This window comes from Lentzea sp. NPDC060358 (genome assembly GCF_042725365.1).
Taxonomy (GTDB): domain Bacteria; phylum Actinomycetota; class Actinomycetes; order Mycobacteriales; family Pseudonocardiaceae; genus Lentzea.
The window spans coordinates 1-11,765 of sequence record NZ_JBHXCW010000236.1 but is presented as its reverse complement, the minus strand read 5'-3'; the positions used below and the strand labels follow the sequence as shown (position 1 = coordinate 11,765).

The following is an 11,765-nucleotide window of genomic DNA, read 5'->3' as shown; positions in this document are numbered from 1 at the left end:
GGTACAGCGGGTGCTTGGCCGCCAGCACCTCGACCCGGGCCCGCAGCTCCTCCACCGCGGCCCCCGGCTTCAACGCCTCCGCGATCACGTCGGCGACCTCGACGAAGTCCACCTCGCCGAACCCGCGGGTGGCCAGCGCCGGCGTGCCGATCCGCAGCCCCGAGGTCACCATCGGCGGACGCGGGTCGTTCGGAACGGCGTTGCGGTTGACCGTGATCCCGATCCGGTGCAGAACGTCCTCGGCCTGCTTCCCGTCCAGCTCGGACGAGACCAGGTCGACGAGCACCAGGTGCACATCGGTGCCCCCGGTCAGCACCTTGACCCCGGCCGCGGCGACGTCGGTGGCGGACAACCGGTCGGCGAGGATTCGGGCGCCCTCGAGAGTGCGGCGCTGCCGGTCGGCGAACTCCGGCGAGGCGGCGTGCTTGAACGCCACGGCCTTGGCCGCCACGACGTGCTCCAGCGGCCCGCCCTGCTGTCCCGGGAACACCGCCGAGTTGATCTTCTTGGCGATGTCCGCGTCGTTCGACAGGATCACACCGCCACGAGGACCACCCAGGGTCTTGTGCGTGGTGGTCGTCGTGACGTGCGCGTGCGGCACGGGTGACGGGTGCAGCCCGGCGGCCACGAGGCCGGCGAAGTGCGCCATGTCGACCATCAGGAACGCGTCGACCGAGTCGGCGATCCGGCGGAACTCGGCGAAGTCCAGCTGGCGGGGGTAGGCCGACCAGCCGGCGACGATCAGCTTCGGCTTGTGCTCCACGGCCAGGCGCTCGACCTCGGCCATGTCGACCAGGCCGTCGGAGTCGGCCACGTGGTACGGCACGACGTTGTAGAGCTTGCCGGAGAAGTTGATGCGCATGCCGTGCGTGAGGTGGCCGCCGTGCGCCAGGTCCAGGCCGAGGATCGTGTCGCCGGGCTGGAGCAGGGCGAACATCGCGGCGGCGTTGGCCTGCGCGCCCGAGTGCGGCTGGACGTTGGCGAAGCCCGCGCCGAAGAGCGCCTTGATGCGCTCGATGGCCAGGCGCTCGATGACGTCGACGTGCTCGCAGCCGCCGTAGTAGCGGCGGCCGGGGTAGCCCTCGGCGTACTTGTTGGTGAGCACCGAGCCCTGGGCCTGCAGGACCGAGACGGGCGTGAAGTTCTCCGAGGCGATCATCTCGAGGGTGCCCTGCTGGCGCGCCAGCTCGGCGGCAACGGCCTCGGCGACCTCGGGGTCGTACTCCGCGAGGGAGGCGTTGAACTGCTCGGACATCTGGAAGATCTCCCTACTTGGCGCGCTTGTAGAACGGAAGTGCGACGACCTCGACCGGCTGCTTCTTGCCGCGGACGTCGACCAGCAGTGAGGTGCCCGGCTCGGAGCTCGCGCGGGACACGTAGGCCATGGCGACGGAGTAGCCGAGGGTCGGGGACAGCGCGCCCGACGTCACCCCGCCCACGACCTCGTCGCCGTTGAGGACCGCGTAGCCGTGCCGCGGGGCACGGCGCTCGGGCGTCTTCAGCCCGACCAGGACCGCGTCCACACCGGACTCCGCGACCTTGGCGAGCGCCTCGCGGCCCACGAAGTCGCCCGGCTTGTCGAGCTTCACCACGCGGCCCAGGTTGGCGTGGTACGGCGTCAGCGACGTCGTCAGCTCGTTGCCGTACAACGGCATCCCGGCCTCGAGGCGCAACGTGTCGCGGCAGCCGAGGCCGCACGGCTTGAGCTCGTGCGCCTCGCCGGCCGACAGCAGCGCCGCCCACACCGCGGGGGCGTCGGCGGGGGCGACGAAGAGCTCGAAGCCCTCCTCGCCGGTGTAGCCGGTGCGGGCCAGCAGCGCGTCGACGCCCGCGACCGTCGACGGGTACGAGGCGTAGTACTTGACCGTCGCGAGGTCCGTCCCGGTCAGGCCGGAGAGGATCTCGACGGACTTCGGGCCCTGGATCGCGATCAGCGCGTAGTCGGTGGACCTGTCGGCGACGACGGTGTCGAACCCGGCGGCGCGCTCGGCCAGCGCCTCGGCGACGACGGCGGCGTTCGAGGCGTTGGCGACGACCATGAACTCCTCGTCGCCCAGCCGGTACACGATCAGGTCGTCGACCACACCGCCGTCGGCCTGCGTGATCATCGTGTAGCGCGCCTTGCCGACGGCCAGCGCGGAGATGTGGCCGACCAGCGCGAAGTCGAGGGCCTCGCCCGCCTGCGGTCCGGTGAGGACGATCTCACCCATGTGCGTGAGGTCGAACAGGCCCGCGGTGGTGCGCACCGCGTGGTGCTCCGCGAGCTCGCTCGAGTAGCGCAGCGGCATCCGCCAGCCCGCGAAGTCGGTGAACATCGCGCCGAGCTGCTCGTGCTCGGCGTTCAGAGGCGTGAGGCGGGACATCAGAACGCTCCTCCAGGGTGCGCCGAAGAGCCGGACGCGGCCGGCTGAGGCAACAGAAGAATGACACGGTCCATCGGAGACTCCTCCACTAGAGCGAGCCTCCCCCTCTGTCATGAGCCTGAGAGCTTCGCCGCGCGGACGCGCGACTTGCACCGTGGGCGAGGCCGGTGGGCCTGCTTTCCAGAGTTGCCTTCGTCGTGCGGTACCTGCACCTGAGAGATTCCGGGGAGGAGTTGCTCCTTCGGCGCTCTCGCTGAAGAGAGCTCTCCCGCGCGACATCGACGGCCGTGTTCAGTTGTCAGCCCCAGACGCTAGCAGGCCAAACGTCACAACGGCACGCCCTGCGCGGTCTTCTCGACCACTTTGCGCTCGGCCCAGAACGACAGGAACGGGACCGTCCCGGCGAGCAGCACCAGCAGGGTGCCCTTGATCGACCAGCGCAGCTTCAGCGCCAGGTCGACGGAAAGCACCAGGTAGATGGCGTAGAGGAAGCCGTGGATCGGGCCGACGACCTTCATCGCGCCGCCCATGTCTGCGGCGTACTTGAGCACCATCGCCACGACCAGCAGCAGCAGGAAGACACCGACCACGTAAGCCATGACCCTGAACCGGGTCAACGCACCCTTCATCTGCCCGCCTTCGCTCAACGACCGTCCCGCGCGTGGAGGTCCGCGAGCATGCGGTTGTAGGCCGCGAGCTCCGCGTCTTCTTCGTCGTCGAAGTGCTCGACAGGCGCGGGTCTGACGGCGTCAACCGTAGTCACCGGCGTGGCGGCGGGTGCAACCGGCTCCGGTGCGGGGAGAGCCCCGTCACGGTTCTGGCGAGCCAGGCGGCGGAAGCGCCACACCATGAAGAGGGGGAAGAGGCCGAAGAGCGGCCACTGCAGCACGTACCCGAGGTTCTGGAAGGTGCCGCTGGCGGACTCGAAGCGCTGCCACTGCCAGTACGCGAGCCCGCAACACACGACCAGCGCCGCCAGACAGGCGAACGCGATCAGCAAGCGTTGGGGAGTAAGGAGGCCGCGCACGGCCTCCACACTACTTGGGTGAGGCCTCCGATCAGGAGGCCGCCCGTGAGGGTTGAGCGTCATGGGTACGGGGCTGCCGCCTCCGGCAGCCCGTCCGTCCTACGCCACGCCGTCCCGGCGCTGCCTCTGCAGACGTGCGACGCACCAGGCCGCGGCGGAGCCACGGCGAAGGTGCTGGAGAACCGTCATAGGTCCCAGGCGCCTCCCGAGGTCGGCGGGCGTCAGGCCGGCAGCGCGGTAGTCGAGCGCGCGCTGGTCCAGCGGGCTGATGCCCGCGTCCCACCACTGCTCGGCCTCGCTGACGTCACCGACGAGCTGCCAGTAGCTCGCTGCGGCGGCGAGCAACGCCTCGGGTGCCTCCGGCGCCCGCTTGCGCATCGCGGCCACGTAGGCCGGATCCGCCGAGTCGACCTTGACCAAGCCACGCGACCCGCTCCGTGCGGCACCCCGCTGCACGGGGATGCCTGGCGCCGAGGGGGGAGCCTCAGCGAGCCACGCGTTCTTGATCCGGTTCACCTCCTGCATCTCTGCGTCGTCAGACCGTTCAGCCGCCCACTGCTTCAAGAGCTCGTGGACCCCGGAGTCCTCGACCATCCATGCCTCCTCGTCGGTCGGGGATCGGCCATTGCAGCGGAAGGTATTCGGTAGGTCTGACAATCACCAGACCCTGAATCCCCAGAACACCCGTTACCAGTGCGTGATTGGCCGCATTCCACCCGTCCGGCTCAACGCGAACGGCCGAAGATCACCGTGGGTCACTAGCGAATCGGCGTCGCCGTCCCGAAGAGGCTCCTGATGAAGGTGATGATCGACTCCGCTCCGTCGCGCAGCCAGCCGAGCACCGTCTGGACCGCCCCGGCGGACTCCTCGGGCCGGGTGATCAGGAGGAACAGCACCAGCGCGACGACCGCCAGCACTAGCACCTTCTTGAGGTTCACAGGTACCTCTCCGTCCATGTCGCTCTCAGCTGAGGCGGCGGACCGCCGTGTCACCCGACATGCTCCCTCATTCACCCTTGCGATGAACAACGACCACGCCCAACTCGGGCGAGGTTCTGCCAGCGGCGCACGCCTGCACGGCGCCCGATGTCACCCGAATGGCGGCTAAAGAGGTCCCTGTCCAGCGCCGATGTCCTGGGCACGAGGTGAACACGGACTCCCTCGCATCCCACAGCTTGGACGAAGGCAGGTGCACCGGGCCTCACCCGGATGCCGAACCGCCGGCATCACGCTCCGTCACGCCTTCGTGGCGCTGTTTAATGCGCACCCGAACATTCATCCAATTACTCCGGACCGCCGCAGTTCCACAATTTCGGCGTCCGCCACACCCATGTCCGCGAGCACTTCCGCGGTGTCCGCCCCGGTCTCGGCCGGAGGGGTCGGAACCGCCGTCGGCGTGCGGTCGAACCGGGGTGCCGGAGCCGGGTGCACCGCCCCGGCGACGTCCACGAACACCTCCCGCGCGGCGTTGTGCGGGTGCCGCGCCGCCTCCTGCGGGCTCAGCACCGGCGCCAGGCACGCGTCGGTGTCCCCCGCGAGCTCGGCCCACTCGTCCCGCGTCCTGGTCTTCACCGCCGCCGCGATCCGTTCCCGCAGCTCGGGCCACTTCGCCGGGTCGTTGCGCGACGGCGCGTCCTGCAGCTCCAGCACGCGCACGAGGTCGGCGTAGAACTTCTCCTCCAGCGCGCCCACGGCCACGAACCGCCCGTCCGCGGCCTCGTAGACGTCGTAGAACGGCACGCCGCCGTCGAGCATGTTCTCGCCGCGCCCGCCGGACCACATGCCCGCGGACTTCATGCCGTGCAGGAACGTCGTCAGCAGCGCCGCCCCGTCGACCATCGCCGCGTCGACGACCTGGCCGCGCCCGGAGCGTTCCCGTTCGTACAGCGCCGCGAGCACGCCGAGGGCGAGCAGCAGCCCTCCCCCGCCGAAGTCGCCGAGCAGGTTGATCGGGAACGACGGCGGCCCGCCGGCCCGGCCCAGCGGCTCCAGCGCGCCGGCGACCGCGATGTAGTTGATGTCGTGCCCGGCGCGGTCGGCCAGCGGCCCGTCCTGACCCCAACCGGTCATGCGCCCGTATATGAGGCGCGGGTTGCGGGCGAGGCACTGCGCCGGCCCGATGCCCAGCCGTTCGGTGACGCCCGGCCGGAAGCCCTCGACCAGCACGTCCGAGCGCTCGACCAGCTTCAGCACCAGCTCCGAGCCCTCCGGCCGGCGGGTGTCGACCGCGATCGAGCGCCGGTTGCGGCCCAGGAAGTCGCCGGGAACCGTCGAGCGGCTCCCCGGCTTGTGCACCTGCACGACGTCCGCGCCCAGGTCGGCGAGCACCATGCAGGCGAACGGCGCGGGCGCGAGGCCCGCGAGCTCGACGACCTTCAGACCTTCGAGAGGACCGCTCACAGGGACCTCGCGATGATTTCCTTCATGATCTCGTTCGTGCCGCCGTAGATCCGCTGCACGCGGGCGTCGGACCAGGCACGGGCGATCGGGTACTCGTTCATGTAGCCGTAGCCGCCGAAGAGCTGCACGCACTCGTCGACGACCCTGGTCAGCCGGTCGGTGGCCCACCACTTCGCCATCGCCGCGGTCGGCACGTCGAGCTCGCCGCGCAGGTGCTTCTCGACGCACTCGTCGATGAACGCCCTGGTCACGGCCGCCTCGGTGGCGCACTCGGCGAGCTTGAACCGGGTGTTCTGGAACTTGATCAGCTCCTTGCCGAACGCCTGGCGCTCCTTCACGTACCTCAGCGTCATCTCCACCGCGGCCTCGATGCCCGCGATCGAGCAGACGCCGATGATCAGGCGTTCCTGCGGCAGCTGCTGCATGAGCTGGACGAACCCCTGGCCCTCCTGCTCGCCGAGGAGGTTCGAGGCGGGTACGCGCACGTCGTCGAAGAACAGCTCGGCGGTGTCCTGGCCCTTCATGCCGACCTTGTCGAGCACGCGGCCGCGCCGGATGTCCTTCTCCACCACGAGCAGGGAGATGCCCATCGCGCCCTGCGCCGGGTCGGTCTTGGCGACCACGACGACGAGGTCGGCGTGCACGCCGTTGGTGATGAACGTCTTCGAGCCGTTGATGACGTACTCGTCGCCGTCGCGCACGGCCTTGGTCCGGATGCCCTGGAGGTCGGAGCCCGCGCCGGGTTCGGTCATCGCGATCGCGCCGACGTACTCGCCGGACGCCAGCTTGGGCAGCCAGCGCCGCTTCTGCTCCTCGGTGCCGTAGGAGTTGACGTAGTGGGCGACGATCCCGCTGTGCACGCTGTTGCCCCACGCGCTGTCGCCGGCGCGTGCCTGTTCCTCGAGCAGTACGGCCTCGTGCGCGAACGTGCCGCCACCGCCGCCGTACTCCTCGGGGATGCTCAGGCACAGCAGCCCGAGCTCGCCGGCCTTGGTCCACAGCTCCCGGTCGACCTGCTTCTGCTCGGCGAAGCGCTCGACGTTCGGCGTGACCTCCTTCTCGAAGAACGTGCGCGCGAGCTGGCGCAACTGGTCCAGGTCGCTGTCCATCCACCGCGATCGACGCTCTGCCATGACCTCCACGAAACCACCGGCAGGTGATCCACGCCATGACCGGCGCGTGTCGCCGTCACGCGAAAAACTGAGCGAAATCGCCACCCCGTCGGCCAGACTCACCGGTATGGAGATCCATCAGGTCGCGCCCGGCGAGTGGCGACTGTGGCGCGACATCCGGCTGGAGGCGCTGTCGAGCGACCCCGAGGAGTTCGGGGCGACGCTGGCGGTCGAGCGGGAGTACGGCGAGACCGAGTGGCGCGACCGGGCCGCGGAGGGCCTGAAGGTCGTCGCGCTCGACACGACGCTCGACTCCGAGCCCGTCGCGCTGGTCGCGGCCACCGCCAAACCGGAGGGCCTCTACCTCTACTCGATGTGGGTGCGGCCCTCCCACCGCGGCCGCGGGCTCGGGGAGGCACTGGTCAGAGCCGTGCTGGAGTGGGCGGCCGGTGAGGGCTGGAAGGTCGTCACGCTGCGGGTGTGGGTGGACAACCTGCCCGCGCGCCGGCTCTACCGGCGGCTCGGGTTCGTGCAGGCCGAGGACCCGGAGTACATGAACTACCAGGTGAGCTAATCGGTCACCCTCCACGGTCATGGCCAGTGCGGTGGGCCGGGCCTAGCGTGGGTGCCATGAGCGAAGCCTTGATCTTCGACGCGGTGCGCACGCCGCGCGGCAAGGGCAAGCGCGGGTCGCTGCACAGCGTCCGGCCCGTCGAGCTGGCCGCCGGTGTGCTGCGCGCGCTGTCCGAACGCAACTCCCTCGACACCTCCGCGGTGGACGACGTCGTGTTCGGCGTGGTGTCCCCGCTCGGCGAGCAGGGCGGCGACATCGCCCGCACGGCCCTGCTGGCCGCCGGGTGGGACCAGCGCCCCGCCGGCGTGCAGCTCAACCGGTTCTGCGCGTCCGGCCTCGAGTCGGTGAACCTCGCCGCGGCCAAGGTCGCGTCCGGGTTCGAGGACCTCGTGGTGGCCGGGGGCGTCGAGTCGATGTCGCGCGTGCCGATGGGCTCCGACGGCGGCGCGTGGGCGATCGACCCCTCGACGAACTTCGACCTGTCGTTCGTGCCGCAGGGCGTGTCGGCCGACCTGATCGCGACGCTGGAGGGCCACTCGCGCACCGACGTGGACGCGTGGGCCGCCCGGTCGCACGCCCACGCGTTCGAGGCGCAGAAGAACGGCTGGTTCGAGCGGTCCGTGGTGCCGGTCGTCGACCAGAACGGCACGGTGGTGCTCAAGGAGGACGAGACGATCCGTCCCGACTCCACCGTGGAGTCGCTGGGCAAGCTCAAGCCCAGCTTCCAGTTCCACGGCGACCTCGGCTACGACACGGTGGCGATCGACCGCTACCCCACCGTCGAGCGCATCACGCACGTGCACACGCCGGGCAACTCGTCGCAGATCGTCGACGGTGCCGCGGCCATGCTGATCGGCTCGGAGACGGCCGGGAAGGCCCTGGGCCTGACGCCGCGCGCCCGGATCGTGTCCGTCGCGGTCGTGGGCACCGAACCCACGATCATGCTGACCGGACCGGCGCCGTCCGCCCGCAAGGCGCTCGACAAGGCCGGGCTGTCGGTCGAGGACATCGACCTGTTCGAGGTCAACGAGGCGTTCTCGTCGGTCGTGCTGAAGTTCCTGCGGGACATGGACGTCCCCGAGGACAAGGTCAACGTCAACGGCGGCGCGATCGCGCTGGGCCACCCGCTGGGCGCCACCGGCTGCATGATCCTCGGCACCCTGCTCGACGAGCTGGAGCGCCGGGACCTGCGGCGCGGTCTCGCCACGTTGTGCGTCGGCGGCGGCATGGGCATTGCGACGATCATCGAGAGGGTCTGAGAGATGCCTTTCCACTACGACAAGGACTCCGACGGCATCGTCACGCTGACGATGGACATGTCCGGCTCCGCCAACGTCATGAACGACGAGTACCGCGACCTGATGGGCGACGCGGTCGCGAAGCTCGAGGGCGACGACATCACGGGCGTGGTCATCACGTCCGCCAAGAAGACGTTCTTCGCCGGTGGCGACCTGAACGTGCTCATCGCGATCACGCCGGAGAACGCCGCGCAGGCCCTCGAAGGCGTCGAGGAGCTCAAGTCGCAGCTGCGGCGGCTGGAGAAGCTCGGCAAGCCGGTCGTAGCCGCGATCAACGGCACCGCGCTCGGCGGCGGCTTCGAGATCGCGCTCGCCGCGCACCGCCGGATCGTGCTGAACGACAACGGCATCCGCGTCGGCCTGCCCGAGGCGACGCTCGGCCTGCTGCCCGGCGGCGGTGGCGTCACGCGCATGGTGCGGCTGCTCGGCGTGCAGAAGGCGTTGCCGTTGCTCATGGAGGGCAAGCAGCTGCGCCCGGAACGCGCGCTGCAGGCCGGGATCGTCGACCAGCTCGTCGAGACGCGCGAGGAGCTGATCTCCGAGGCCATCGCGTGGATCAAGGCGAACCCGGCACCGACGCAGCCGTGGGACGTGCAGGGCGCGGGCGTGCCGGACCTGAAGTTCGGCGACCCCAACAGCTACGGCCTGCTCGCGGCCGCACCCGCCGTGCTGAGCAAGAAGACGCACGGCGCGTACCCGGCGCCGAAGAAGATCATGGCCACCGCCGTCGAGGGCGCCTACGTCGACTTCGACACGGCGTTGAAGATCGAGGGCCGCTACTTCGTGGAGCTGGCCTCCGGCCAGGTCTCCAAGAACATGATCACGGCGTTCTGGTTCAACCTCAACGAGGTCAACGGACGCGCGTCGTCCGCGGGCAAGCGCGTGGCGAAGCTCGGCGTGCTGGGCGCGGGCATGATGGGCGCCGGAATCGCCGAGGTGTCCGCGAAGGCGGGCATCGAGGTCGTCCTGAAGGACGTGACGCTGGAGTCGGCGCAGAAGGGCGCTCAGGGCCTGGAAGGCATCACGCCGACCGACTCCGACGACGACCTGGCGGGCTGCGACCTGGTCATCGAGGCCGTGTTCGAGAACCGCGAGCTGAAGAACAAGGTGCTGCCCGCGGCCGAGTCGCACGCCCTGCCGGACGCGGTGATCGCGTCCAACACCTCGACGCTGCCGATCACCGGCCTCGCCTCCGCGGTGACGGCGCCGGAGCGGTTCATCGGCCTGCACTTCTTCTCGCCCGTGCCGAAGATGCGGCTCGTGGAGATCATCCGCGGCGAGAAGACGTCCGAGGAGACGCTGCAGCGCGCGCTGGACTACGTGCGGCAGATCGGGAAGACGCCGATCGTGGTCAACGACTCGCGCGGCTTCTACACCTCGCGGACGTTCGGCACGTACGTCATCGAGGCGATCACGATGCTGGCCGAGGGCGTGGCCCCCGCGCTGATCGAGAACGTCGCCAAGAAGGCCGGCATGGCCGTGGGCCCGCTGGCCGTCTCGGACGAGGTGACGCTGTCGCTGCAGCTGAAGATCCACGACCAGACGCTCGCCGACGACCCGTCGCTGGTGTCGGAGAGCGCGGCCTACGACCTCATCCGCGAGATGGTGTCGCTGGGGCGCAGCGGGAAGTCGGCCGGCGCTGGCTTCTACGAGTACCCGGAGGGCGGCAAGAAGTTCCTCTGGCCGGAGCTCACCACCCGCTATGCGAAGGCCGACGCGGGAGTGTCCGAACAGGACGTGCGCAACCGGCTGCTGTTCGTGCAGGCGCTGGAGACCGTGCGGTGCCTGGACGAGGGCGTGCTGACGTCGGTGGCGGACGCGAACATCGGCTCGATCTTCGGGTTCGGCTTCGCGCCGTGGAGCGGCGGCACGCTGCAGTTCATCAACTCGGTCGGCGTGCAGGCGTTCGTCGAGCGCGCCGACTACCTCGCGGACACCTACGGCGAGCGGTTCCGCCCGCCGACGTCGTTGCGGGAGCGCGAGAAGTTCTAGGCGCGGTACGAGCCGGGTGAGGACCCGGTCCACCGCTTGAAGGCCCGGTGGAAGGCGCTCGCCTCGGAGAACCCGAGGCGCAGCGCCAGCTCCTCCACCGACTCGCCCCCGCGCACCAGCGACGCCACGGCCTGGTCGCGCAGCAACTGCTCCCGCACCTCGCGGAACGACGTCCCCTCGGCCGCGAGCTTGCGCCGCAACGTCGGCGCCGACACCCCCAGCTGGGCCGCCACGGCCTCGAGTCCCGTGGCCCCGCGCCCGAGCAGCCGCCGCACGTGCCCCGCCGTGTCGGCACCGTGGTCGCGGCGCGACAGCAGCTCCGCCGGCGAGTGCCGCAGGAACCTGCGCAGCGCCGCCTCGTCCTGCACGACCGGCATGCGCAGGAACTTCGGGTCGAACGAGATCGAGGTGGCGGCCGCCCCGAAGGTCAGCGGGCAGCCGAAGATCAGGTGGTACTCGGCGGCGTGCGCGGGCTCGGGGTAGCCGAACTCGGCGGCCCGTAACGGGATCCGGCGGCCGATCAGCCACGACGAGAGCCGGTGCCACAGCACGAGCAGCGACTCGGTGAGGAAGTGGTCGGGGTCGCCGGGGATGTCGAGCGTGAAGCGCCCGCCGTCGAGCGCGAGGTGCAGCGGCTGCTCGAACAGGGCGTAGAACGCGAGCCCGCGCCGCAACGCCGATTCCAGGTCGGGACAGTGCACGGCGAGCAGGCACATCATCGCGAACGTGCCGCGCTTGGACGGCCGCGGCCCGAAGCCCATGAACTCGTCGTCGAGGACTTCCCAGAGCGTCTGGACGAACTTCGTGTACTGGGCGGGCGTGACCCGCGCCCGGTCGTCGTCGAGCAGGCTCGCGGGGATGCCAGCGCCGTGCAGCACGACCGACGGCTCCGGGCACGCGCGCAACGCGGCGCGCACGTAGTGGATCGCCACGGTCCGGGAGTGCACGAACCACAGTAGAACGCCAACGGCGGTGATGCGGCCCCAGGGAGAGTGGGAGC

12 protein-coding genes and 2 riboswitches are annotated in these 11,765 nt (G+C 70.1%); of the genes, 3 read left to right on the top strand and 9 right to left on the bottom strand.

The features are described 5' to 3' along the window. The 8 genes from glyA to ACFWGZ_RS33690 all read right to left on the bottom strand — a co-directional run. On the bottom strand, window positions 1–1,255 hold a 1,255-nt coding region (glyA, locus tag ACFWGZ_RS33725; protein ID WP_382455633.1), incomplete at its 3' end, for a serine hydroxymethyltransferase. 13 nt (window positions 1,256–1,268) lie between these two features. Continuing rightward, on the bottom strand, window positions 1,269–2,363 hold the full coding sequence (gcvT, locus tag ACFWGZ_RS33720; RefSeq protein WP_382455632.1) for a glycine cleavage system aminomethyltransferase GcvT: 1,095 nt from the start codon (window positions 2,361–2,363) through the stop codon (window positions 1,269–1,271). Window positions 2,364–2,460: 97 nt separating this feature from the next. After that, window positions 2,461–2,553: riboswitch (glycine riboswitch) on the bottom strand. Then, a riboswitch (glycine riboswitch) is annotated at window positions 2,554–2,644 on the bottom strand. A gap of 45 nt (window positions 2,645–2,689) precedes the next feature. After that, a complete protein-coding gene (locus tag ACFWGZ_RS33715) occupies window positions 2,690–2,992 on the bottom strand; it encodes a DUF3817 domain-containing protein (RefSeq protein ID WP_382455631.1) in 303 nt (100 codons plus the stop codon). 14 nt (window positions 2,993–3,006) lie between these two features. Further along, the gene (locus tag ACFWGZ_RS33710) at window positions 3,007–3,363 is read right to left on the bottom strand and encodes a hypothetical protein (RefSeq protein ID WP_382455630.1); all 357 of its coding nucleotides are present in this window, start codon (window positions 3,361–3,363) and stop codon (window positions 3,007–3,009) included. 126 nt (window positions 3,364–3,489) lie between these two features. Beyond that, window positions 3,490–3,984: a helix-turn-helix transcriptional regulator gene (locus tag ACFWGZ_RS33705; protein ID WP_330851894.1), complete on the bottom strand. Its 495-nt coding sequence runs from the start codon at window positions 3,982–3,984 to the stop codon at window positions 3,490–3,492. Between the two features lie 164 nt (window positions 3,985–4,148). Then, on the bottom strand, window positions 4,149–4,328 hold the full coding sequence (locus tag ACFWGZ_RS33700; protein ID WP_382455629.1) for a hypothetical protein: 180 nt from the start codon (window positions 4,326–4,328) through the stop codon (window positions 4,149–4,151). A 336-nt stretch (window positions 4,329–4,664) separates the two neighbouring features. Continuing rightward, window positions 4,665–5,789: a CaiB/BaiF CoA transferase family protein gene (locus tag ACFWGZ_RS33695; protein ID WP_382455628.1), complete on the bottom strand. Its 1,125-nt coding sequence runs from the start codon at window positions 5,787–5,789 to the stop codon at window positions 4,665–4,667. Next, window positions 5,786–6,922 (bottom strand): acyl-CoA dehydrogenase family protein, encoded by a 1,137-nt coding sequence (locus tag ACFWGZ_RS33690; protein ID WP_382455627.1) that lies wholly within the window; start codon window positions 6,920–6,922, stop codon window positions 5,786–5,788. The genes ACFWGZ_RS33695 and ACFWGZ_RS33690 overlap by 4 nt, the downstream gene beginning before the upstream one ends. A gap of 106 nt (window positions 6,923–7,028) precedes the next feature. Between ACFWGZ_RS33690 and ACFWGZ_RS33685 the strand changes: the two genes are divergently transcribed. The 3 genes from ACFWGZ_RS33685 to ACFWGZ_RS33675 are packed head-to-tail and all read left to right on the top strand — an operon-like array spanning window position 7,029 to window position 10,765. Further along, window positions 7,029–7,475, top strand: a complete 447-nt coding sequence (locus ACFWGZ_RS33685) for a GNAT family N-acetyltransferase (protein WP_382455626.1) — start codon at window positions 7,029–7,031, stop codon at window positions 7,473–7,475. Between the two features lie 56 nt (window positions 7,476–7,531). Beyond that, complete coding sequence (locus tag ACFWGZ_RS33680; RefSeq protein WP_382455625.1) at window positions 7,532–8,734, top strand: acetyl-CoA C-acetyltransferase; 1,203 nt, start codon at window positions 7,532–7,534, stop codon at window positions 8,732–8,734. Window positions 8,735–8,737: 3 nt separating this feature from the next. Further along, window positions 8,738–10,765: a 3-hydroxyacyl-CoA dehydrogenase NAD-binding domain-containing protein gene (locus ACFWGZ_RS33675; RefSeq protein WP_382455624.1), complete on the top strand. Its 2,028-nt coding sequence runs from the start codon at window positions 8,738–8,740 to the stop codon at window positions 10,763–10,765. Here ACFWGZ_RS33675 and ACFWGZ_RS33670 read toward each other — a convergent pair. Continuing rightward, window positions 10,762–11,712 carry an AraC family transcriptional regulator gene (locus ACFWGZ_RS33670; protein WP_382455623.1) on the bottom strand — a complete coding sequence of 317 codons (951 nt, stop codon included), beginning with the start codon at window positions 11,710–11,712 and terminating at the stop codon, window positions 10,762–10,764. The genes ACFWGZ_RS33675 and ACFWGZ_RS33670 overlap by 4 nt on opposite strands. Window positions 11,713–11,765 lie beyond the last annotated feature (53 nt).

What these genes read in the sequence shown, in the direction of transcription:
- ACFWGZ_RS33690 (WP_382455627.1), bottom strand. Translation starts at nt 6,922, where the DNA reads ATGGCAGAGCGTCGATCGCGGTGGATGGACAGCGACCTGGACCAGTTG.
- ACFWGZ_RS33675 (WP_382455624.1), top strand. Translation starts at nt 8,738, where the DNA reads ATGCCTTTCCACTACGACAAGGACTCCGACGGCATCGTCACGCTGACG.
- ACFWGZ_RS33680 (WP_382455625.1), top strand. Translation starts at nt 7,532, where the DNA reads ATGAGCGAAGCCTTGATCTTCGACGCGGTGCGCACGCCGCGCGGCAAG.
- ACFWGZ_RS33705 (WP_330851894.1), bottom strand. Translation starts at nt 3,984, where the DNA reads ATGGTCGAGGACTCCGGGGTCCACGAGCTCTTGAAGCAGTGGGCGGCT.
- ACFWGZ_RS33685 (WP_382455626.1), top strand. Translation starts at nt 7,029, where the DNA reads ATGGAGATCCATCAGGTCGCGCCCGGCGAGTGGCGACTGTGGCGCGAC.
- ACFWGZ_RS33715 (WP_382455631.1), bottom strand. Translation starts at nt 2,992, where the DNA reads ATGAAGGGTGCGTTGACCCGGTTCAGGGTCATGGCTTACGTGGTCGGT.
- gcvT (WP_382455632.1), bottom strand. Translation starts at nt 2,363, where the DNA reads ATGTCCCGCCTCACGCCTCTGAACGCCGAGCACGAGCAGCTCGGCGCG.